Source organism: Stenotrophomonas sp. CC22-02, assembly GCF_004365115.1.
Taxonomy (GTDB): domain Bacteria; phylum Pseudomonadota; class Gammaproteobacteria; order Xanthomonadales; family Xanthomonadaceae; genus Stenotrophomonas; species Stenotrophomonas forensis.
Genome location: NZ_SOCO01000001.1, coordinates 3,295,891 through 3,318,127 on the forward strand (window position 1 = coordinate 3,295,891; position 22,237 = coordinate 3,318,127).

Here is a 22,237-nt window from a genome sequence, read left to right on the forward strand (position 1 = left end):
GTTCCAAGGAATCGTTCCGATGGTCAAGCCTTCCCGCGCCCGGATGCGCAGCGCAGTGCTGCTGGGCAGCCTGCTCGCCCTGCTGCCGGCGATGCCGGCACTCGCCGCCGATCCCACGCCCGCCGCCGAAGCACCCGGCCCGCAGCTGCGCGCCGGCAGCCTGATGCTGATTCCCGCGCCGTCCAACGTGCAGCGTGGCCAGGGCAGCGGCATCACTGTCCGTGCCGATACCGTGCTGCACGCCGAAGGCGAGGCCGCGCAGCGGGTCGCCTCGCAGTTCGCCGACCTGCTGGCCCGCAGTGGTGGCCCGCGCCTGGCCCTGGCCAAGGGCAAGGCAGCAGGCAAGGCCGGCAGCATCCGTTTCCAGATCGTGCCCACCTTCCGCGACAGCGGTGAGGGTTACACGCTGGACAGCACCGCGCAGGGCGTGGTGATCCAGGCCGGCAACGAGAGCGGCCTGTTCTATGGCGCAACCACCCTTGCCCAGCTTGCCACCGGTGGCAGCAACGGGGTGCTGCCGGCGGTGCAGATCCAGGACGCGCCGCGTTTCAGCTGGCGCGGTTTCATGCTCGACTCGGCGCGGCATTTCCAGAGCCTGGACGAGATCAAGCGCGTGCTCGATGCGATGGCCGCGCACAAGCTCAACACCTTCCACTGGCACCTGACCGACGACCAGGGCTGGCGCATGGAGATCAAGCGCTACCCGAAGCTGACCGAAGTGGGCAGCTGCCGCCTGCCCGCCGGTGACGGCGGCATCGATCCGGTCAGTGGCCAGGAACATCCGTACTGTGGCTTCTACACGCAGGAGCAGATCCGCGAAGTGATCGCCTATGCGGCCGCGCTGCATATCCAGGTCATTCCGGAAATCGACGTGCCCGGCCATGCCACCGCGGCGATTGCCGCCTACCCGGAGCTGGGCTCGATCAGCACCCCGCTGAAGCCGATCAGCGAGTGGGGCGTGTTCCCGAACCTGTTCAACGTGGAAGACAGCACCGTTACCTTCCTGGAGAACGTGCTGGAAGAAGTGATCGAGCTGTTCCCGGCCAAGTACGTGCACGTGGGCGGCGACGAGGCGGTCAAGGACCAGTGGGAAGCCTCCAGGCAGGTGCAGCAGCGCATGCGTGCGCTGGGCATCAACAACGAGATGGCCATGCAGAGCCACATCATCAAGCGCCTGGAGACGTTCCTGGAGGAACACGACCGGCGCCTGATCGGCTGGGACGAGATCCTTGAAGGGGGTCTGCCACCGCAGGCCACGGTGATGTCGTGGCAGGGCACCGAAGGCGGCCTGGCCGCAGCCAGTGCCGGCCATGACGTGATCATGTCGCCAGTTGGCTACCTGTACCTGGATTACCTGCAGACCGCCTCGCCGAACGAGCCGCCGGGCCGCCCGGCCCAGGTCAACCTTGGCAAGCTGTACAACTTCGAGCCGGTGCCGGCCGAACTGGCTGCCGACAAGCGCGGGCACATCCTTGGCCTGCAGGCCAACATGTTCACCGAGCACACGCGCAGCTATGCACGCCTGCAGCACAACCTGTTCCCGCGCCTGGCCGCTGTAGCCGAGACCGGCTGGAGCACGCCGGAACATCGCGATTTCCGCGACTTCCTCGCCCGCCTGCCGGCGCAGCTGCAGCGCTACCGCGCCTGGGGCCTGGCCTATGCGCAGACGCCGTTCGAAGTGGGCGTGGATTACACCGACAACCGCACCGCCAACACCGTGACCGTGTCGCTGGCCAACCCGCTGGGCTATGAGGTGCGCTACAGCATCGATGGCCAGCCGGTCAGCGCGCAGTCGCCGCTGTACCAGCAGCCGCTGACCGCGACGCTGCCCGCCACCGTGCAGGCCGCCGCGTTCTACCAGGGCCAGATGCTGGCCGCGAAGCCGACCGTCGCCGCGTTCACTGCGCAATCGTTGCTCACCCGCCGCAGCGATGAGCTGCTCAGCTGCGTGGGCAAGAAGGGCCTGGTGCTGCGCCTGGAAGACGATGGCCCGCGCGAAGGAACCCGTGCGGTGTTCAACGTGGACATCTTCCAGCCCTGCTGGCGCTGGCCGCAGGCGCAGCTGGACGGCGTCGGCAGCGTGGACGTGCGCGCAGGCCGCATTCCGTACTACTTCCAGCTGGCCCATGACGAACCCAAGCGCCGCTTCGAGAGGGCCAGGCGTGCGCATGGCGAGATGCAGGTGCATCGAGGCGACTGCAACGGCAAGGTGCTGGCTGAAGTTGCATTGCCGGCCCAGCCGGATGCGGATGGCTTCGTGACCCTGCGTGCAACGCTGCCGAAGGGTACCCAGGGCAACGGCGACCTGTGCATCAACTTCACCGGCGACACGCGCCCGGCGATGTGGGTGCTGGATGAGGTGACGCTGGGGAAATGAGGGCAGGTCTGTCCTGGTGGGTGCCAACCTTGGTTGGCACGCCCTCAGCCCCGCCAGCGCAGCAGCAGGTCGCGCAGCGGCGTCAATGCGGTGGCCATGCCGGCCAGCACGCCGATCGTGTTGGCCAGCGCATCCATCGGATCGGCCGTGCGGTTGCTGGTCAGCGCGCCCTGCGCGAACTCGATGCCGATGCCCATCAGCACCAGTCCTACGCCCACCCACAGCAGCGGGCGGCCCCGACGGAACAGCTGCACCGCGCTGCCGGCCAGGATGAAATAGGCGAGGAAGTGCTCGCCCTTGTCACCGTTCTCGGGCAGCGGAATCGGCGGCGGCGGAATCAGGCACACCACGATCACCAGCAGTACCGCCAGCGCCCACAGCACGGTCCACAGCCGCGGCCGCCGCAGCGGCTTGATCAGCGGGCGTGCATCACTCACAGCCGCCAGCTCAGGTCGCCCAATCCAAACGCCGGCTCGAAATCGACGCCACGCTGCAGGCCGATCGCCTGGAAGCGCTCGCCCATTTCGGTCGGCAGGGTCAGCTTCTTCACCTGGTCGCGCAACTGGATGCGGCCGACTTCATCGGTGCGCTCCTCGGCCAGCAGCAATACCTGGTCCAGGCCGTTGCCGAGGAGGAAGCTGGCCTGGCTGCAGTAGCCGGCCAGTTCGAAGCCACCGTGCAGGCCCGCTTCGGCCATCGCGGTGAAGTCCACCGAGGCGGTGATGTCCTGCAGGCCCGGCCAGCGATGCACGTCGTTGTGCACGTGGTGGCGGTAGAACGCTCGCACGGTGCCATCGTCGCGGTCGTGCTGGTAGAACTCGCCACGGTTGTAGCCATAGTCGACGAACAACATCGCACCGCGCTGCAGGCCACCGGCCACCGCCTGCAACCAGTACGGCAGCTGCGGCAGCACTTCGGAACGGTAGCCCTCGGCGAAGGGCTTCTCCAGATAGCGCTCGATATGGCGCACCGCCCCGTTGAGCAGGATGTCGGCCGGCTGCGCGCCGCGGATGAAATGGCCGTCTCCATCCAGCTCGACGGTTTCCTCATAGACCTCGCCGTCGCGGATCAGGAAGCGCGGCGTCGGCAGTGCGTCGATCACCTCGTTGGCGAACACCACGCCCTCCCAGTCCTCTTCGAACGGACGATCGACCCAGTCCACGCGCGCCGCCAGTTCGGCCGGCAGGTTCTGCTGCAGGCGCTGCTGCTGGCGCTCGCGCAGGTCGGCACTGGGTTCAAGGATGGCGTAGCGCGACGGCAGCGCGTCCAGCTCCGCCAGGCGCAGCAGCACGGCCTCGGCAAAGGCGCCGGTACCGCCGCCCAGTTCCAGCATCCGCGCCTGCGCGCCCAGCTGGGCGAAGACCGGCGCCAGGGCGTTGGCCACGCTGCCGGCAAACAGGCTGCCGAGCTCGGGCGCGGTGGTGAAGTCGCCGCTGCCACCGAACTTGCTGGCACCGGCGCTGTAATAGCCCCAGCCGGGGGCGTACAGGCACAGCTCCATGAAGCGGGAGAACGGCATCGCCCCGCCCTGCGCAAGGATTTCGGCGCGCAGGGCGGCGGCCAGCTGGTCGCTGTGGGCCAGGGCATCGGCTTCGGGCAGGGGGAAGGTGGGCTGCATGGCGTCTTCGAATGCGGTGACAATGGTGCACAGGATAGCCGAGCCTTGGAGGACCCTCGATGAGCGACACCCACCCCGTGGTCCTGATCACCGGCAGCGCGCGCCGGATCGGTGCGGCCATCGCGCGCCAGTTCCACGCCTGTGGCTGGTCGGTGGTGCTGCACGCCAACACGTCCAGCGCCGAACTGCAGCAGGCCGCGTTCGATTTCGACAACGTACGCCCGGGCAGCGTGCTGGCCCTGCAGGCCGACGTGCGGGACGCCGACGCCCTGCCCGACCTGGTGGAACAGGCCGTCACCCACTTCGGCCGCCTGGACGCGCTGGTCAACAACGCCTCCAACTTCTTCCCCACGCCGCTCGGCCAGGTCACTGCCGAGGCGATGGACGAATTGTATGCGGTCAACGCGCGCGCGCCGCTGCTGCTGTCGCAGGCGGCGGCGCCCTACCTGCGCCGCCAGCAGGGCTGCATCGTCAACCTGACCGACCTGCATGGTACTGACCCGATGCGTGACCACATCGCCTACACCATGGCCAAGGCCGCGCTGGAGATGGCCACCCGTTCGCTGGCGCTGGAGCTGGCGCCGAAGGTGCGGGTCAATGCGGTGGCGCCCGGCGCGATCCTGTGGCCGGAGCAGGGCAAGGATGACTTCGCCCGCGAGGCGCTGCTGGCGCGCACGCCGCTGGCACGGATCGGCACGGTCGAGGAGATCGCCGAGGCGGTGTACTGGCTGGTGGCCGAGGCCAGCTTCGTCACCGGCCATACCCTGCGCGTGGACGGTGGGCGTACGGTCAGCTGAAATGTTGCCGGCCAGCGGCCGGCACTACCGGCAGTGCCGGCCAGGGGCCGGCAACCTCCGTCATCCGAGGTCAACGACCTCGAACGCCTCGCCAAACTGCGGGTGCGCGCGCCACAGCGTGGCCAGATCCTGCCCGCTGACCGGATCGATGAAATCCGGCGCGATGTCGGCCAGCGGCTTCAGCACGAAGGCATGCTTCAGTTCCGGGCGCGGAATGCGCAGGTGGCCCGGGCCTTCCACCACCAGGTCGCCGTAGAACACCACGTCGATATCCAGGGTCCGGTCGGAGAAGCGCGGCCCGCTGCGGTCACGGCCGTGCGCGTCTTCCAGCGCATGCAGCCAGTCATCCAGCTCCTGCAGCAGCAGGTCGGTCTCGATCGCCACCGCGTTGTTGAGGAAGGCGGGGCCATCGAAGCCGACCGCGGCGGTACGGTAAGCGGGCGACACCTGCAGCGCGCCAAAGCGCTCGCGCAGGGCCGTCACCGCGGCGTGGAGGTAGCGGCGGGGCTCGACGTTGCTGCCCAGGCTCAGGAGCACGGTGGTCATGCGGTTCAGGTGACAGTGCTGGGGGGCGTGGACATGCCGTCGTCACGGCGGCCTGCCTACAATCCGGGACGCACATGATAGGGCACCAACATGACCTATTGCGTTGGAATCGAGGTCGACGAGGGCCTGGTCTTCGCCGCCGATACCCGGACCAATGCCTCGCTGGACGATGTGCGCGTGCACCGCAAGCTGCACGTGTTCGAGTATCCCGGCCAGGCGGCCTACGTGCTGATGGCGGCGGGCAACCTGGCCACTACCCAGCTGCTGGTGTCACGCCTGGGGCGCGATGCCGCCGAACGGCGCGCGCCCAACCTGCGCGACATGGCCCATCTGTTCGAGGCCGCCGAGTACGTCGGCCAGCTGCTGGTCGACAGCCAGGTGCACAGCGTCCACAGCGAGCACGGCCATGACGGGGTCAACACCCAGGCCACGCTGATCTTCGGCGGCCAGATCGCTGGCGAGCGGCCGGGGCTGTACATGATCTATCCGCTGGGCAATGCCATTGCCGCCTCGCCGGAGACGCCCTACCTGCAGATCGGCGAATCCAAGTACGGCAAGCCGATCCTCGACCGCATCCTCAGCCCGGCCACGCGCCTTGAAGACGCGGCGCGCACGGCGATCGTCTCGCTCGATTCGACCATCCGTTCCAACCTGTCCGTGGGCCTGCCGATCGATCTGGCGCTGCTGCGCGACGGCGAACTGCGCATCGGCCAGCAGCTGCGGCTGGGCGCGGACTCCGCGCTGTATGCCGACATCCACCAGAACTGGTCGCGACGGCTGGAACAGGCGGTGGACAGCCTGCCGCGGTTCCCGTGGGAAACCACCGAACGGTAGTGCCGGCCGCTGGCCGGCAACCGCAGTGATCCCACCGCACGCCGATGCCGGCCAGCGGCCGGCACTACCCAGGCATCAGCCCAGCGCTTCGGCCACCGCGCGGAATACCTGCTGCATCTGCAGCGGCTTGCGCAGCACATGCACCTCCACACCGGGCGGGAACGCATCGGGCGCGACCGCTGCCGTCGTGTCCTCCAGCACCAGTGCCGGGCCACGGTAGCCCAGCGCAGCCATCTCGCCCAGCAGCTGGCTGGCCGGCAGCAGCTTGGAACCGGCATCGGCGATCACCAGTGCCGGCATTGCCTCCTGCTGCATCCAGCGCAGCGCGGCCGGGCCGTCGGAGGCCAGCTGCAGCTGATAGCCCTGGCTGGACAGCGCATTGCCAAGCAGCGAAAGCCGCGTCGCCTCGCCATCGACCACCAGGATCGACTGCCCGCTACCCAGCGCCGCCAGCTGCTCGATCGGCTCGCTGCCGTCGCTGGCTTCATGCATCGGCAGGCGCAGTTCGAAGCAGGTGCCCTGCCCCGGCTGGCTGCTGACATGGATGCTGCCGCCGGCGCCTTCGACGATGCGCTTGCAGGACATCAGGCCCAGGCCGGTGCCATCAGCCTTGGTGGTGAAGAACGGGTTGAACAGGTGCGACAACGTGTCCGCATCCATGCCGATGCCTTCGTCGGCCACCCGGATGTGCATCCAGTCCACGCCATCGCGCTGGCCGGCATGGCTGGCAATGAGGCTCAGGCGACCGCCATTGGGCATGGCCTGGATCGCGTTCAGCGCCAGGTTCAACATGACCTGCTGCAGCTCGGTGTAGTTGGCGTCGACCACCAGGCCTTCGTCCTGCACCTGCAGTTCCAGCCTCACGGCGTCCGGCACGTTGCTGCGCAACAGCAGCGCAACCGCATCGAACAGGCCGTCGATCTCGATGCGTTCGCTTGGCTTGCGCGAGCCGCGCACGAACGACAGCATCGACTCGGCCATCTCATGGCCGCGCCGGCCGCACTCGGCGATGACATCGGCCAGGTGGTGCAGCTGCGGATCTTCGGTGCGCGCCTTCAGCAGGTCCGGCATGATCAGCAGCGGCTGCAGGATGTTGCGCAGGTCATGGCTGAGGCCGGCGGCAAGCAGCGACAGGCTTTCCAGCCGCTGCGCACGCATCAGCTCGGTTTCCACGCGTGCGCGTTCGATCGCACTGCGCGCATCGCGGATCGAACGCGCCACCGCCGACGGCAGGCGCGCCGGCTGGTGCTTGATGATGTAGTCGTTGGCGCCCTTCTGCAGCGCCGCCACCGCGTTCTCTTCACCCATGGTGCCGGAGACGAAGATGAAGGGCACTTCCGGCGAGGTCTCGCGCACGATGCGCAGCGCATCGTCACCGGAGAAGCCGGGCATGCTCAGGTCGGACAGCACGATGTCCGGCTGGAACGCGGCCAGCGCCTGGCGTAGTTCGGCCTCGCTCTCGACACGCTCGAAGCGGGCGTCCAGCCCCGCCTCGAGCATCTGTTCGGACATCAGCTCGGCATCTTCCGGTGAGTCCTCCACCAGCAGGATGCGCAGCGCCCCCAGGGCAGGACCGGTCAGGGGCATGGGTTCACTCGAGTTCCGGTGCCTGGTTGATCAACGCCCAGAACTTGCCCAGCGTCTGCACGGCGCCGAAGAACTGGTCCACATCCACCGGCTTGACCACGTAAGCGTTCACGCCCATGTCCCAGCTGCGGGCCAGGTCGCTTTCCTCGCGCGAGGACGACAGGATCACCACCGGCAGGCGCTTGAGTTCTTCGTGCTCGCGGATCTGCCGCAGTACTTCCAGGCCATCCATGCGCGGCATCTTGATGTCCAGCAGCAGCACCGCCGGCAGGCCTTCCTCGCGGTTGGCGAAGGCGCCGCGGCGCAGCAGGTAGTCCATCACTTCCACGCCATCCTCGACGTGCACGATGGGGTTGGCCAGACGCGCCTCTTCCAGGGCATCGATCGCCATCTCGGCGTCGGCCGGGCTGTCTTCGGCGAGAAGAATGGTGCGCAGAGTCGTCATGCAGAAGGACCTTGTTTGTCCGCGTCGATCGCGGGAGGCAGGTAGAAGTGGAAGGTGGCGCCGACGTCCGGTTCGGCCTCGGCCCAGATCCGGCCGCCATGGCGGGTCAGCACGCGGCGCACGCTGGCCAGGCCGATGCCGGTTCCGGGGTAGTCACTGGCCTTGTGCAGGCGCTGGAACACACCGAACAGCTTGCCGGCATAGGCCATGTCGAAGCCTGCACCATTGTCGCTGACCGTGAACTGATGGCCGCCATCGGGCTGCTGCTGGTAGTCCACGCGGATCTTTGCCGGCTCGCGGTTACCTGAATACTTCACCGCGTTGCCGAGCAGGTTCAGCCAGACCTGGCGGATCATGTTCTCGTCGCCCACCACGATCGGCAACGGTGCAATGCTCCACTCCACCTGATGCGCGTGGCCGCTGCTTTCGGCCTCGGCCTGCAGGTTGGAATCGAGCATGGCGCGGGTATCGGCCACCAGCGACTGCATGTCCACGGCCTGCTGGCGCATCGCCGCACGGCCCAGCCTCGAGTAGACCAACAGGTCGTCGATCAGCGCTGCCATCCGACGTGCCGAACTGGAGATCACCTCCAGGTAGTGGCGGCTCTTGTCATCGGCCTGCTCCCCCAGGTGGCGTGACAGTTTGTCCGAGAATCCGGCGACGTGGCGCAGCGGCGCGCGCAGGTCGTGCGAGACCGAGTAGCTGAAGGCCTCCAGCTCGCGATTGACCTCGGACACCTGCGCGACCTTGCCTTCCAGCTGCCGGTTCAGCTCTTCCACGCGCAGCTGCACGGCACGCTGCACGGTCACGTCACTGACGGTCATCAATACCACTTCGTCATCGGTATCCGGCAGCGGCATGCGCCGTGCGTTGAGCAGCATGTAGCGCACCATGCCGTCGGCGGCGCGCTGCTCGTGCTCGAAGTCCCACAGTTCGCGGCCGCGCAGCAGCACGTCGGACAGACGCTGGCGCATCACCGGGTCCTGCCAGGCGCCTTCGCCGACGGTTTCCAGCAGCAGGCCGTCGGCACGCTCGTCTTCCAGTCCGTACAGCTCGGCGAACGCGGGATTGTGCAGCTGAACGCGCAGTTCGCGATCGAGCAGAACGATCGGCTCGCGCACGGTCTGCAGCACCGATGCCGCGCGCGCAGCCGAACGCAGCGATTGCCGCTCGGCGTGCAGGCGACGGCCAATCTGGCGATGCAGCAGCCACAGCACCAGGCCCAGCAGGGCCAGCTGCACTACCAGCGAGCTCCAGGACACAAACTCGGTCTGCCTGTGCTGCCGGGCCGCCTGTTCTGCACGCAGTGTCAGCAGCTTCTGCTCGCTGGCCTGCAGCTCTTCAACCAGCCCGCGAATGGGGTAGCGCGTGCTCAAGTCCTGCACCAGCTCGCGCTGATCGCTGTTGGGCTCTGATCTGGCCAGCTCGCGGGCGAGCGCCATCCGGCCTTCCAGCATCGATTCGATACGGCCGATGCGGATCAGCTGGTCGGGATTGTCGCGGGTCATCCGGCCCAGCTCGGCCAGGCGCCCCGGAATTTCGTTCGCGCGCGCCATGCGCTCGCGCAGGCCGGGCGCATCCACGCCCTTGGACAGGGTCAACGCGGCCGATTCGACATCACGTACGTCCGCCTGCAACTGTTGCAGGGCCACGCCCACGGCCTGGGTGTGGTTGACCCAGGCCATCGCCTGCTCGCTGTCCTGCTGCAGCTTGCGCAGCGTCAGCCATGGCACCACGATGATCGCGACGGCCGCCAGCGCCAAGGCCGGCAAACGCCAGCGGTCCCAGATGTCGTCACTGAAAACCAGCGCCATAGTTCCTCGTCAGCACGGCCGCGGAGCACCTGCCGGGACCAGCCCGGCTGCGGCGGAACCGGCAATATAGCGCAGGCGGTCACAACTCTGGGATTCAGGGCGCGGCTGGCTGAACGGGTTTGGGGCGTCCCCTTGGTGGAGCCGAGCAGGGCCCGGCTCCAAGGGAACCGCTGGGCGCCCCAGCTTGGGGCGCCCATCAGGTTCAGCGCTTGGCAGCGGCGCTGACCTTGAGTGCTGCGGCATCGACGCGGGTCACGCCCTTGATGCCCTTGGCGGTGGTGACCGCCTTGTCCTTCTCGGCCTGGGTCGCCACGGCACCGCTCAGGCTGACCACGCCGTTCACGGTTTCCACCTTGATTTCAGTGCCCGGAACGTTGCTGCTGGCCAGCAGGTCAGCCTTCACCTTGGTGGTGATCCAGGTATCGGTCACCGGCTCGTTGGAGTCATGCCGATCAGCGTGGGTCGCCGGATGGGTGCTGGTCGGCGGGCTCTTCGCGGCCGGGTCCTTGGCGAAGGCGGCCGAGGAGGACAGCGCCAGGCCCAGGGTCAGGGCAGAAGCAATCAGCGTGCGGGTGGTATTGCTCATCGTGTCGTACTCCTTCGGGATGTGCTGCCAGTCTGGACAAGCGGCCGTGGAGCAGGCGTGGCGTTGCAGTCATGCCGCTGTGAATCGAAGCGTTTCCAACGGCAACGGTTCAGTTTTGGACGGTGATCGCCGGTCGTTTACCCTGCCCTTTCCCTCTGCCGGAGCTGTGCGATGCGCCCCGACCTGCAACTGGCCCTGATCGGCTTCGGCCTCGCCGGCCGGGTCTTCCATGCGCCGCTGATCCAGCACACGCCCGGACTGGTGCTGCACAGCGTCGTCAGTTCGCAGCGCGACACGCTCCTGCGCACGTTCAGCAACGTGCACGTTCGGGCCACGCCACAGCAGGTCTTCGACGATCCGGCGGTGGATGCGGTGGTGATTGCCACGCCCAACGAACAGCACGCGCCGTTGGCGATCGCCGCGCTGGCGGCGGGCAAGCATGTGCTGGTCGACAAGCCGTTCGCGCTCGACGTCACCGAAGCCGAAGCGATACTGGCCGCGGCGCGCGATGCCGGGCGCATCGCGACCGTGTTCCAGAACCGGCGCTTCGATGCCGACTTCCTCACCCTGCAGTCGCTTCTTGCGCAAGGCACGCTTGGCGAGGTGGCCGAGTGCCATGCGCATTTCGATCGCTACCGGCCGCAGGTGCGCGAGCGCTGGCGCGAACAGGATGGCCCGGGAAGCGGCCTGTGGTACGACCTGGGCCCGCACCTGCTGGACCAGATGCTGGTGCTGTTCGGCTGGCCCGAGGCCATCGACGCCGATCTGGCGGTGCAGCGCGAGGGCGGCAGCGGCATCGATTACTTCCACGCAGTGCTGCACTACCCACGGCATCGCGCGATCGTGCATGCGGGCTCGCTGGTGGCGGCCCCCACACCGCACTTCAGCGTGCATGGCAGCACGGGCAGCTGGATCAAGCACGGGCTGGATGTGCAGGAGGCGCAGCTGCGCCGCGGTGTTGCACCGGGTGCGCCGGGTTGGGGCATCGATCCGCGGCATGGCGAGCTGCTGCGCTGCGATGCCGAGGACAACGTGCAGCGCAGCACCGTCGACAACCTGCCCGGCGATTACCGACGGCTGTATGCGCAGTTCGCGGCGGCGATGCATGGCGATGGCGAGGCGACGGTCAGTGCGGTGCAGGCGCTGCAGCTGATGCGGTTGCTGCAGGCCGGGATGGACAGTGCGCGCGAAGGGCGGCGAATCGCGTTGGGGTGATCGGCAGGGCTGCGCCGTGCAACTGCCGAAGCCGAAGCCGAAGCCGAAGCAACAGCAAAAGCCAGCTATCCGTGGGATGGCGGGGTGGGTCCGGGTGCGGGGGACGCCGTAAACCCATCCCTGGGGGCTTGGCCGCGGCATCCATGCCGCGGACACCCCCGCAACCGGACCCACCCCGCCTTCGACAGTTATCCGCGCCCGACGGTAGGTGTCGACCTTGGTCGACACATCGACTTGGTAATGATCGGAGCAGGCTTTTGTAGCGTCGAGCCATGCTCGACTGCCCCCATCGCAGTGCTTACGACTTCTTGATGGCGTGGCCGCCGAATTCGTTGCGCATCGCCGACAGCAGACGGTCGGTGAACGAATTGGATTCGCGTGAACGCAGGCGTTCCAGCAGCGACAGCGTGATTACCGGGGCCGGCACGTCCAAGGCAATCGCTTCGGCCACGGTCCAGCGGCCTTCACCGGAATCCTCGACATAGGGTGCGATGCCGTCCAACGACGGATTGCGCTTGAGCGCTTCGGTGCTCAGGTCCAGCAGCCACGAACGCACCACGCTGCCGTGGCGCCACACGTCGGCCACCTGGGCCAGGTCGAGTTCCATCTCCTGCTTGCGCTCCATCAGCGCGAAGCCTTCGGCGTAGGCCTGCATCATTCCGTACTCGATGCCGTTGTGGACCATCTTGGTGAAGTGGCCTGCGCCGGACGGACCCACGCGGGCCCAGCCGCGATCTTCGGCCGGGGCCAGCGTGCGCAGCAGCGGCGCGATCTGTTCCACCACCGACGCTTCGCCACCGACCATCAGGCTGTAGCCTTCCTGCAGGCCCCACACGCCACCGCTGGTGCCGCAGTCGACGTAGCCCAGATCGTCCTCGGCCAGCGCCTTGGCACGGCGGATCGAGTCCTGGTAGTTGGAGTTGCCACCGTCGATGACGATGTCACCCTCGGCCAGATGCGGGGTCAGTTGGCCCAGGGTCTGGTCGACGGTCTCGCCGGCCGGCACCATCAGCCACACCACGCGCGGCACTGGCAGCGCAGCGACGGCAGCGGCCAGCGAATCAACCACCTCCAGGCCGGCCTCAGCCGCACGCTGACGCGCGCCTTCGCCCGGGTCGTAGCCGACCACGCGGTGGCCGCCGCGATGCAGGCGCTGGGCCATGTTGGCACCCATGCGGCCGAGGCCGATCATTGCAATATCCATTGTTTCACCTTCAGTTGGGGTCTAGGGTCAGGCTGCCTGGCCTGCCGGTGGCCGCGCAGTGGCGCAGCTGCGCCTCGCGCCAACGCCGGTAGAGCGTGGTATGCAGATTGTGCACCGCCAGGTCGATCGAAAACGGTGTTCGTGGGTTGCGATCAAGCAGGCGGGCGACGTGGTAGCCGATGGGACGTATACCGCGCGGGTGCACATAGATCACGAACTGCTGGTAGAACGGATCGTCCAGCAGCTGGTCCATGCGTGCCAGCGTGTCGTGGTAGCGCGGTTCCAGCCGTGCGCGAAGGTCCGGGTCGCGCTCGAACAGCAGGCGCTCGAAGTAGCGCTGACCGACACGTGGGATGTCCTGCGCAAGTTTCCATAGCTCGACATTGCGCTGGTCGTACCAGGCCAGCCCGCGGTGCAGGGCCAGCGCCTGCGCAGCGCCCTCGCCCACCTCGACCACCACGAAGTTCTCGGCCTGGTTGCTCAGATCGTCCAGCGTGCCCTTGTCGTACACATGTTCGATGAAACCCGGCACACCGACGAACGCCTGCCGTCCCAGCATCGATGTGCGCACCGCCTTGCCATCGGCGAAGAAATCGCCTGCGCTTGCACCCAGCAGAATGCTGTCGGTGTCATGCAGCGCCAGGAACGTACCAATCGACAGTTCTGCGGGTTTGAACTCGGTATCGAACGCAGCATCACCATACAGCTCGCGCTGCGTGGCCAGCTGCGCGACCTGACGGCCGACGCCACATTCGGCACGCACGCTGCCGCTGTAGAACGTCTGCAGTGCACGGCTGTTGCCGGCGCTGGGCACGTAACCGCGGCCGAAACTGCGTGTACGCTGCCACCCTTGCGAAGGTGCACCCCGCAGGCCGAAGCCGATCCAGCCCAGCTGCGGGCCGGAAAAACGGAACGTGGGATTGTCCTGCAATGCGGTCGCCGCACGCTGCGTGGCGGCGCCCAGTTCGAACGCATAGGCGCAGACCGTGGCCGGGTCGTCCAGCAGTTGCCGCAGTTGTGCCTGTCGGGCCGCAGCGGGCATTGCGGCCGGCCACTGCACGCGTAGATCGCCCGCCGCCTGCGCCTCGGCCAACGTGGCGCGCGTGCACACGGCACCGCCGTGCACCTGCGGCGTGGCCACCGCCGCCTCTTCGAAGCGCCAGCCCAGCCGCTGCAGCAGGCCCTGCGTGCAGTCCACGGGCGTGGCCGCCGCTCCCAGCACGGGCGCCAGCAGCAGGGCCATGCCGATCAACCTGCCGCGCACGCTCACCCCTGGTCCGTGCTGGCCGGTGCAGGTTCCGGAGTCGCAGGTACGGGCGAAGCAGGCGGCGCGGGCGTGGCTGCGTCCGCAGGCAGGTACTGCTGCAGGCGCTGGAAGAAACGACGATAGAACTCGGCATCGGTGACCGTACTGCTGGCCACTTTCACCAGCGAATCATCATTGCTGCCGAACGGCAGCGACACCGAGCCCAATGCACCCACGCCCACGCTGGCCGACGTCGGGCTCTTCTTCAGCGCATAGCGGTCCTGCACCGCGCTGACGAACACCAGCGTCTGGCTGCCACGCGGCGCGCAGGAGATGCGCAGTACCAACTGCTCGTGATCGTCGTCGCGGGGCTGGAAATTCTTGTTGCCCTCCACCTGTGCCTCGTCCGAGCGGGCAATGGCATAGCCCTGGCTGAGCAGGGTCCGCCGTGCCGCTTCGCAGGCGTCGCCGGGACGGCCATCGACGGTGCGCGAGAAGGTGTCGCCGGAATCAAAGGATTCACGCAGCAGGGTGCTGTCGGCGGCGCGGCCACCACAGGCCGACAGGATCAGGGCGCTGCTGAGGGCCACGACAGCGCTGGTAAGACGGGAGGCCCGCATGGGTACTCCTGCGAGGACGGTGCCGCCAAGGGTAGTCCCGCAGCCGTGTGCGGGAGGTCGAAAGTACGCTCGCCCGCCCCCGCCGTTGCGGCCTGTTCATGCACAAAAAAGGGGACGGAGGGGATTAAGTCGTTTGTGCCACAAACGACTTAATCCCCTCCGTCCCCTTTTCAAGCGGGATGGCGGCTCAGTCGGCCCAGCGGCCGGCGCCGGTGGACTGCGGCAGCACCTGCGCCGACAGCGGGCGGTCGTTGGCCAGCAGGTTCACCGCATCGGCCAGGATCGAGGCCGACTCGCGCAGCAGCGGATCCGGACGCTTCTCGGCGGCCTTCTCGCGCGCGGCATCCTTGACGATGTCGCGCTCGTTGCCGGTCAGGCCGTCGTCGCTGCTGTCATCGGCCAGCGGGTCCAGGGCCAGGCCCAGTTCCTTGCGCTGCACCTGGCGTTCCTTGCGCTGGGCATCCTGGCGCTCGCGTTCGGCGCGGCGCGTCGCCTCGTTCAACGAGATGTACTTCTTCGCCGCTTCGGTGCGGAACTGCTGCACGTCCTCGTTCCACCACTGGAATTCCTTGTCGGTGGCGATGCGTGCATCGTGACGGGTTTCCAGCTTCGGCAGCAGCGGTGCGAAGTTGCCGTACTGGGTGTGCGGCACGGCGGCGATGCGGGTCCACGGCAATGCGTTGTCGTAGGTGCTTTCGCCGAACTCGGTGGCATCGACGCTGGCCGGGAAGGCCAGGTCCGGCACCACGCCCTTGTGCTGGGTGCTGCTGCCGCTGATGCGGAAGAACTGGGCGATGGTCAGCTTGACCTGGCCGAAGCGCTGGGTCTCGCCGCTCGGCCAACGATCGAGGTCCACGATGTTCTGCACGGTGCCCTTGCCGAAGCTGGTCTCACCGATCACCAGGCCACGACCGTAGTCCTGGATGGCGCCGGCGAAAATTTCCGAGGCCGAGGCCGAACCGCGGTTGATCAGCACCGCCAGCGGGCCATCCCACGCCACACCCTGGTTGCGGTCGCTGTTGACGGTGACGCGGCCACCGGACTCACGCACCTGTACCACCGGGCCCTGCTCGATGAACAGGCCAGTCAGTTCGATGGCTTCATCCAGCGAACCACCGCCGTTGTTGCGCAGGTCCAGCACCACGCCGTCCAGTTTGTCGTTCTTGAAACCGGCCAGCAGCTTGGCCACGTCGCGGGTGGCCGAGGCGTAGTCGGCGGCATTGCGGCGACGGCCTTCGAAGTCCTGGTAGAAGGTCGGCAGCTTGATCACACCGACCTTCCGTGCCGGTTCACCGTTGGCGGCCGGAATGGTCATGGTCTCGCCCTTGGCGGCCTGTTCGGCCAGGCGCACCTTCTGCCGGGTCAGCACCAGGGTGTGGTGCTTGCCGTCGGCGCCTTCCGCCGCCGGAATGAATTCCAGCTTGACCTGGGTGTCCTTGGCGCCGCGGATCTTGGCCACGACATCATCGATGCGCCAGCCGATCACGTCCTCGACCAGGCCGGACTTGCCCTGGCCGACGCCGACGATGCGGTCACCCGGCTTCAGCGTACCGTCCACCGCGGCCGGGCCACCGGCGATGATCTCGCGGATCACCACCACGTCGTCCTGGCGCTGCAGCTGCGCGCCGATGCCTTCCAGCGACAGCGACATCGCCTGGTTGAAGTTCTCGGCGGTGCGCGGAGTGAAGTAATCAGTGTGCGGATCAACCGCGCTGGTGTACGAGTTCATGAAGAACTGGAAGACGTCTTCGCCCTTCAGTTCATTGACCGACTTCTCCAGCGTGGCATAGCGCTTGTCCAGCGTCTTGCGGATGTCGTCCGGCTTCTTGCCGGCCAGCTTCAGGCGCAGCCAATCATTCTTGACCGACTTGCGCCACAGTTCATCCAGTTCGGCGCTGCTGGCCGCCCACGGCACCTTCTTGCGGTCGTATTCGAAACGCTCGTCGGTGGTGAAATCCGGCTCCTGCTTGAGCAGCTTGCGCGCGTAGGCCACGCGCTCGCCCACGCGCTGCTTGTAGACGGCGAACACCTGGAACGCCGGCTCCAGCTCGCCGCCACGGATGGCCGAAGAGATATTGGCTTCGAACGGCGCGAAGCGCGCCACGTCGGCCTGGGTGAAGTACTGCTTGCCGCCGTCCAGCGTCTCCAGGTAGCGCTTGAACACGTCCTTGGAGGTGGCCTCGTCCAGCGCGCGCGGGCGGTAGGCGTAGCGGCTGTCGGACAGCAGGCCGTACACCAGCTTGGAGGTGGTCACCTGATCGGCGGTGGCCGCCGCGGGCAATGCAGGCGAGTCGGCCTTGGCCGCCAGCGCCAGCGGTGCGACCAGCGCCAGGGCCATCAGGAATGCGGGGGCTTTGAATTTCATTGACGTGCTCGAAGGCGCCTTGCCAAGGGGGAGACTGCAGGGTGTTCAGACACCACGACAGTGCCGAAAGTTGCCGGGTTTGTCACCCGGCCGCGCTCGGTGGAAAACCAGCCTAGCGGGGCCGGTGTAGCAAATTGTGAATGCAGGCGAAGGCGGGACCGAGCCCTTGCTCGGCAGGCCACCAGCAAGCAGCCGAGCATGGGCTCGGCTCTACAGCAGGCAAAGGCGTGCGAACCAAGGTTCGCACCCACCGAAGACGGCGGGCCGCGCCCGCCTGGGTCGTCAGGAGACCCCTGCGCCCTTGGCCTGCACGTCGGCGTGGTACGAAGAACGCACCATCGGGCCGGAGGCCACGTGACTGAAGCCCAGCTCGTAGCCGTAGTCTTCCAGCGCCTTGTAGTCCTCGGGGGTCCAGTACTTCAGCACCGGGTGGTGGTGCGCGGTCGGCTGCAGGTACTGGCCGATGGTGATCATGTCCACGTCATGCGCGCGCAGGTCGCGCATGGTGGCCTTGATCTGCTCGAACTCCTCGCCCAGGCCCAGCATGATGCCGCTCTTGGTCGGCACCTCCGGGTGCTGCGCCTTGAAGTTCTTCAGCAGGTTCAGCGACCACTGGTAATCGGCGCCCGGGCGCACGTTGCGGTACAGGTCCGGCACGGTTTCGATGTTGTGGTTGAACACATCCGGCGGGTTCTGCGCCAGGATCTCCAGCGCGCGCTCCATGCGGCCCTTGCCGCGGAAGTCCGGGGTCAGCACTTCGATGCGGGTGCCCGGCGACTTCGCGCGGATGGCGCTGATGCAGTCGACGAAGTGCTGGGCACCGCCGTCGCGCAGGTCATCGCGGTCGACGCTGGTCACCACCACGTACTTCAGGCCCATGTCGGCCACGGTCTGGCCCAGGCTGGCCGGCTCGTTGGCATCCGGCGGCTTCGGGCGGCCGTGCGCCACATCGCAGAACGAGCAGCGGCGCGTGCAGACCTCGCCGAGAATCATGAAGGTGGCGGTGCCGTGGCCGAAGCACTCATGGATGTTCGGGCAGCTGGCTTCCTCGCACACGGTCACCAGACGGTTCTCGCGCAGCTTGGCCTTCAGGTTCTGCACGGCATTGCCCGAGGGAATGCGCACGCGGATCCAGGACGGCTTGCGCAGCACCGGCGCATCGGCGAACTGCACCGGCGAGCGGTTGATCTTGTCACCGCCCAGCTGCTTGACCCCGGCCTGCAACGGCGCGGCGGACGGAGAGTCGCCCTGCACGATCTGCAGGGGAATGGAACGGGCGGTGGTTTCAGTCATGGCAGTTCCGGGGGGCGGTCAGGCGGCCGCAGAAAGATCGGGCAGTTCGGGCGTGTGCTGCAGCAGCAGGCCGAACTGGCGGGCCAGGTGGTCCAGCAGCACCGGCTTGACGGCCTCCATCCCGGAGGGCCCGCCCAAGTCTACTACCGATGTCACCTGCAACCCCTGATAGCCACAGGGGTTGATGCGGTGGAAGGGTTCCAGGTCCATGGACACGTTGAAGGCCAGGCCATGGAAGGTGCAGCCGCGGCGCACGCGGATGCCGAGCGCGGCGATCTTGGCGCCGCCGACGTAGACGCCCGGGGCACCCTCGCGGCGTTCGGCACCGATGTTCCACTCGGCCAGGGTGTCGATGAGGGCCTGCTCGATGCGGCAGACATAGTCGCGCACACCAATGCCCAGCCGCGGCAGCCGCAGCAGCGGATAGACCACGATCTGGCCGGGGCCGTGATAGGTCACCTGGCCGCCGCGGTCCACATGCAGCACCGGGATCTCGCCCGGCGCCAGCACGTGCTCGTCCTTGCCGGCCTGGCCCAGGGTGAACACCGGATCGTGCTCGACCACCCACAGCTCGTCGGCGTCGGCGTCGCTGCGCTGGTCGGTGAAGCGCTGCATGGCGCGCCACACCGGCTCGTATGCCTGGCGGCCGAGGTCACGCACCACCGCCGGACGCGGCGCGCGGTCTTCCGGGGCGGCTTCGGCCGGGCAGCTGTCGGCTACAGCGTCCACTTCACTTCCGGGTGGTCGCGCAGCGCCTGGTGCGCCAGGTCGTACTGCTCGCGGCTCTCGGCCTTGAACACGATGCGGACGGAGACGTACTTGCCGTTGCTTGAGTGTTTCCAGCTGATGCGTTCATTGACGACATCAATGCCGGCCGCCAACAGCAGGCGGGGAAGCTCATGTTCCAGGCCGCGGTTGGCCGGGCCCATGGCGCTGAGCTCGAACTGGCCGGGGAACTGGAAGCCGTGGTCGGGGTTGTCGGACTTGATTTCCATGCCCCCATTATCGGGCCGCAGGGCAACAAACCCAAGAGTATTCATCAAAGTCAAAGGCGGCACCGGCGAGCCGCTGCGTTGCAGCGGGGCCGCGCCTCTGGCAGGGCCGTCCACGAAGGCCGGCCCGGCAGGCGGCGCGTGCCGGCGCAGGGCCGGCACGCAGGCGGCTTACTTGGCCGTTTCCATCAGGGTGGAATTGACCCAGCCCTTGTTGCCCATTTCGTCTTCCACTTCCCACATGGTGCCTTCCTTGACGCCGGTGGGGTACAGCAGCATGCCCGGCTCCAGCGAGCGCACCGGCGCACCAGTGCCCTTGGCATTGGCCAGCAGGCGACCGGCCTTGAGCATGGTCACTGCCTGGCCGGAGTTGGCCGCCGAGGCATTGGCCGGCAGGCCGCCCAGCTCGGCCACCATGTTGGTATACGCCTGCAGGTAGGCCAGGGTGATCACCTGGCCGATTTCGGTGTTGGCATAGCCGCCCACGCCCATCGCGCCGATGCCGCCGCCGCCGAACAGGCCGCCACCGGCGCCCCAGCCCAGGTCGGTCTTCTTCGAGTTGCCCTCGACGATGGCCACCTGCTCGGAGGAGCGCACGTCGGTGAGGGTGAGGGTCACGTCCGCGGTCTTGCTGCGGAAGTTCAGGCCGCTGACCACCGCACCGGCCTTGCCGCCGATCAGGCCGCCCAGCAGGCCACCGATGGCGTTGCCGCCGGCATTGCTGTTCTGCGAGATCAGGTCCGGCACCAGCACGTAGTCGGCGGCGCGGATCTGGCCCTTGCCGATGTTGGAGCGGCCGCGCAGCTGGCCTTCGCTGGCCAGCGCACGCTCGGCCTGGGCAGCGGCCATGCCGACGCCACGGTCCACCAGGGTGAAGCACTTGGACTTGTTGACGAAGACCTTGATCAGCTTCGAAGGCGCCGGCAGCTGCTGGCCGGTCCACCAGTTCACCACGTCTTCCGGCTCGATCACCGAGATGGAACCCAGCGGCTTGGTGCAGACCGGAATCTCGGCCTGGCCCTTCTTGCTCTGCTCCTGGGCAGAGGTGCGGCTGTTGGCGAAGCTGTCGCGCAGACCGGCCGACGCCGGGGCACTGACGGCCACCAGACCGGCACCCAGCAGCGCGCAGGCCAGCACATGGGCGAGCGAATTCGATTTGTTCATATGAGTCATCCAGCACTTCGCCGACGGCGAAGCACAATCCATGGGTTGAGAAAGGGTCTGGGACCTGAATCCTTTGGCGACGCCCCCCAGGCGTCGGCGCAGAGGATAGGGCATGCAGGGACCCAACCACAACCGCAGCTGACTGGAAGTGCGGACGACGACAGATTTGGCCAACCCGGGCGATGGCGCCAGCTGGCGGACCCGCCCCGACACCGTGTATCACATTGTGTCGGTTGGACAATGTTGTTTTCGGAACAGACAAGTGAGCGCCATGTGGTCGTTTTGGCGACCACCTGGGGGTACCGTGTCGCGGCTGAAATCGACAAAAGAACCCGCGCCCCGATGAGCCCCCCTTCCCACCCCCGCCTTGCAGCCCTCGGGCTGTCCGGCCTGCTTGCCGCTGCCCTCCCCCTTGCCGCCCAGGCCGCCGAACGATGCGGCCCGGATGCGATGCGCGACCACCCGCCCCAGGTCAACATCCGCGTCGACAACGACCTGTTCGGTGGCCGCCACCAGGACCAGGGCTACACCAACGGCGCCCAGCTGACCCTGGTCTCGCCGAACCTGGTCGACTACACCGACGACCCCTGCCTGCCGCGGATGGCGCGCTGGGTGAACCAGTATCTGGAAGGCCTGCACCCGGGCAGGTTCGAGCAGCAGAACATGATCTTCAGTATCGGCCAGGGCATCTTCACCCCGACCGATCCAGCCCGCCGCGACCTGATCAAGGATGATCGACCGTATGCCGGCGTGCTGATCGCCAGCTTCGGCTTCAACGCGCGCAGCGGCGACCGCCTGCAGACCACCCAGCTGACGCTGGGCGTGGTCGGTCCGTGGGCACAGGGCAAGCAGGTGCAGGATGCGGTGCACGACATCCTCAACGACAAGAAGTTCGAGGGCTGGGACAACCAGCTGCACAACGAACCGCTGTTCATGCTGACCCACGAGCGCATGCGCCGCTGGCCGGCCGATGCCAGCGTCAATGCCGGCGGCTGGGGCTGGGATGCGATCAGCCACTATGGCGGTGCGATCGGCAACCTGGAAACCAAGGCCAATGCCGGCGGTGAAGTGCGTTTCGGCTGGAAGCTGCCCGATGATTTCGGCAGCACGCCGCTGCGTCCGGCCGGTGAAAACACTGCGCCGACACGCGGCGGGCGTCCCAGCGGCTGGTCGTGGCACCTGTTCGCGACCACCGACGCGGCGTGGGTGATCCGCGACATCACCCTGGACGGCAACACGTTCCGCAGCAGCCACAGTGTGGACAAGCGCCACGTGGTCGCCCAGGGCGGCTATGGCATCGCGGTGATGCGCGGACGTTGGAAGTTCGCGGTCGCGCGCTACCACAGCACCCGCGAGTTCTACGGCCAGCGCCAGTCGCCGGTGTTCGGCAGCTTCACCATCAGCCGCTCGCTGTAAGCGAGGGGCTGATGGTGAAGCGGGTAGGTGCCGGCCGTTGGCCGGCACGCCGGTTTGCTTCGCTCGCTGTAAGCGAGGGGCTGATGGTAGTGCCGGCCGCTGGCCGGCTGCTGGCATA

At 67.4% G+C, this 22,237-nt stretch carries 20 protein-coding genes; 5 read left to right on the forward strand and 15 right to left on the reverse strand.

Annotation, left to right across the window (positions count from 1 at the left end; translation table 11 throughout):
* Positions 1-19: 19 nt before the first annotated feature.
* A complete protein-coding gene (locus N440_RS15050) occupies positions 20-2,377 on the forward strand; it encodes a family 20 glycosylhydrolase (protein ID WP_133935579.1) in 2,358 nt (785 codons plus the stop codon).
* 44 nt (positions 2,378-2,421) lie between these two features.
* Here N440_RS15050 and N440_RS15055 read toward each other — a convergent pair whose 3' ends face one another.
* Positions 2,422-2,814, reverse strand: coding sequence for a membrane protein (locus N440_RS15055; RefSeq protein ID WP_008265663.1), 393 nt, complete (start codon positions 2,812-2,814; stop codon positions 2,422-2,424).
* Positions 2,811-3,995 (reverse strand): SAM-dependent methyltransferase, encoded by a 1,185-nt coding sequence (locus N440_RS15060; RefSeq protein WP_133935580.1) that lies wholly within the window; start codon positions 3,993-3,995, stop codon positions 2,811-2,813. Before N440_RS15060 ends, N440_RS15055 begins: the two co-directional genes overlap by 4 nt.
* Before the next feature lie 59 nt (positions 3,996-4,054).
* Between N440_RS15060 and N440_RS15065 the strand changes: the two genes are divergently transcribed.
* Entirely contained in the window at positions 4,055-4,792 is a 738-nt protein-coding gene (locus N440_RS15065; RefSeq protein ID WP_133935581.1) for a pteridine reductase, read from the forward strand.
* A gap of 60 nt (positions 4,793-4,852) precedes the next feature.
* Here N440_RS15065 and folK read toward each other — a convergent pair whose 3' ends face one another.
* On the reverse strand, positions 4,853-5,338 hold the full coding sequence (folK, locus tag N440_RS15070; RefSeq protein WP_133935582.1) for a 2-amino-4-hydroxy-6-hydroxymethyldihydropteridine diphosphokinase: 486 nt from the start codon (positions 5,336-5,338) through the stop codon (positions 4,853-4,855).
* Positions 5,339-5,428: 90 nt separating this feature from the next.
* Between folK and N440_RS15075 the strand changes: the two genes are divergently transcribed.
* Positions 5,429-6,172, forward strand: a complete 744-nt coding sequence (locus N440_RS15075) for a 20S proteasome subunit A/B (protein ID WP_133935583.1) — start codon at positions 5,429-5,431, stop codon at positions 6,170-6,172.
* Between the two features lie 75 nt (positions 6,173-6,247).
* Here N440_RS15075 and N440_RS15080 read toward each other — a convergent pair whose 3' ends face one another.
* The 4 genes from N440_RS15080 to N440_RS15095 all read right to left on the reverse strand — a co-directional run bounded on the left by N440_RS15080 (position 6,248) and on the right by N440_RS15095 (position 10,604).
* Complete coding sequence (locus N440_RS15080; RefSeq protein WP_133935584.1) at positions 6,248-7,759, reverse strand: ATP-binding protein; 1,512 nt, start codon at positions 7,757-7,759, stop codon at positions 6,248-6,250.
* A gap of 4 nt (positions 7,760-7,763) precedes the next feature.
* Positions 7,764-8,204, reverse strand: coding sequence for a response regulator (locus tag N440_RS15085; RefSeq protein ID WP_005411057.1), 441 nt, complete (start codon positions 8,202-8,204; stop codon positions 7,764-7,766).
* Positions 8,201-10,018 carry an ATP-binding protein gene (locus N440_RS15090; RefSeq protein WP_133935585.1) on the reverse strand — a complete coding sequence of 606 codons (1,818 nt, stop codon included), beginning with the start codon at positions 10,016-10,018 and terminating at the stop codon, positions 8,201-8,203. The genes N440_RS15085 and N440_RS15090 overlap by 4 nt, the downstream gene beginning before the upstream one ends.
* Before the next feature lie 202 nt (positions 10,019-10,220).
* A complete protein-coding gene (locus tag N440_RS15095) occupies positions 10,221-10,604 on the reverse strand; it encodes a BON domain-containing protein (protein WP_006470382.1) in 384 nt (127 codons plus the stop codon).
* A 171-nt stretch (positions 10,605-10,775) separates the two neighbouring features.
* On the opposite strand from N440_RS15095, the gene N440_RS15100 reads away from it, so the two are divergent.
* Positions 10,776-11,819, forward strand: coding sequence for an oxidoreductase (locus N440_RS15100; RefSeq protein WP_133935586.1), 1,044 nt, complete (start codon positions 10,776-10,778; stop codon positions 11,817-11,819).
* Positions 11,820-12,117: 298 nt separating this feature from the next.
* Here N440_RS15100 and gnd read toward each other — a convergent pair whose 3' ends face one another.
* The 8 genes from gnd to N440_RS15140 all read right to left on the reverse strand — a co-directional run bounded on the left by gnd (position 12,118) and on the right by N440_RS15140 (position 20,703).
* Complete coding sequence (gnd, locus tag N440_RS15105) at positions 12,118-13,023, reverse strand: phosphogluconate dehydrogenase (NAD(+)-dependent, decarboxylating) (RefSeq protein WP_133935587.1); 906 nt, start codon at positions 13,021-13,023, stop codon at positions 12,118-12,120.
* Positions 13,024-13,033: 10 nt separating this feature from the next.
* Positions 13,034-14,266, reverse strand: a complete 1,233-nt coding sequence (locus N440_RS15110) for a hypothetical protein (RefSeq protein ID WP_208322790.1) — start codon at positions 14,264-14,266, stop codon at positions 13,034-13,036.
* A gap of 23 nt (positions 14,267-14,289) precedes the next feature.
* The gene (locus tag N440_RS15115; RefSeq protein ID WP_133935588.1) at positions 14,290-14,889 is read right to left on the reverse strand and encodes a DUF2242 domain-containing protein; all 600 of its coding nucleotides are present in this window, start codon (positions 14,887-14,889) and stop codon (positions 14,290-14,292) included.
* A gap of 187 nt (positions 14,890-15,076) precedes the next feature.
* Positions 15,077-17,254, reverse strand: a complete 2,178-nt coding sequence (locus N440_RS15120; RefSeq protein ID WP_008267560.1) for a carboxy terminal-processing peptidase — start codon at positions 17,252-17,254, stop codon at positions 15,077-15,079.
* A 282-nt stretch (positions 17,255-17,536) separates the two neighbouring features.
* On the reverse strand, positions 17,537-18,547 hold the full coding sequence (gene lipA, locus N440_RS15125; protein WP_133935589.1) for a lipoyl synthase: 1,011 nt from the start codon (positions 18,545-18,547) through the stop codon (positions 17,537-17,539).
* 18 nt (positions 18,548-18,565) lie between these two features.
* Positions 18,566-19,276 carry a lipoyl(octanoyl) transferase LipB gene (lipB, locus tag N440_RS15130; RefSeq protein ID WP_006470564.1) on the reverse strand — a complete coding sequence of 237 codons (711 nt, stop codon included), beginning with the start codon at positions 19,274-19,276 and terminating at the stop codon, positions 18,566-18,568.
* The gene (locus tag N440_RS15135) at positions 19,264-19,542 is read right to left on the reverse strand and encodes a YbeD family protein (protein ID WP_005411067.1); all 279 of its coding nucleotides are present in this window, start codon (positions 19,540-19,542) and stop codon (positions 19,264-19,266) included. Before N440_RS15135 ends, lipB begins: the two co-directional genes overlap by 13 nt.
* Before the next feature lie 168 nt (positions 19,543-19,710).
* Complete coding sequence (locus tag N440_RS15140) at positions 19,711-20,703, reverse strand: CsgG/HfaB family protein (RefSeq protein WP_133935590.1); 993 nt, start codon at positions 20,701-20,703, stop codon at positions 19,711-19,713.
* Positions 20,704-21,045: 342 nt separating this feature from the next.
* Here N440_RS15140 and N440_RS15145 point away from each other — a divergent pair, with 342 nt between their 5' ends.
* Positions 21,046-22,119, forward strand: coding sequence for a lipid A deacylase LpxR family protein (locus N440_RS15145; protein WP_133935591.1), 1,074 nt, complete (start codon positions 21,046-21,048; stop codon positions 22,117-22,119).
* Positions 22,120-22,237: the final 118 nt, after the last annotated feature.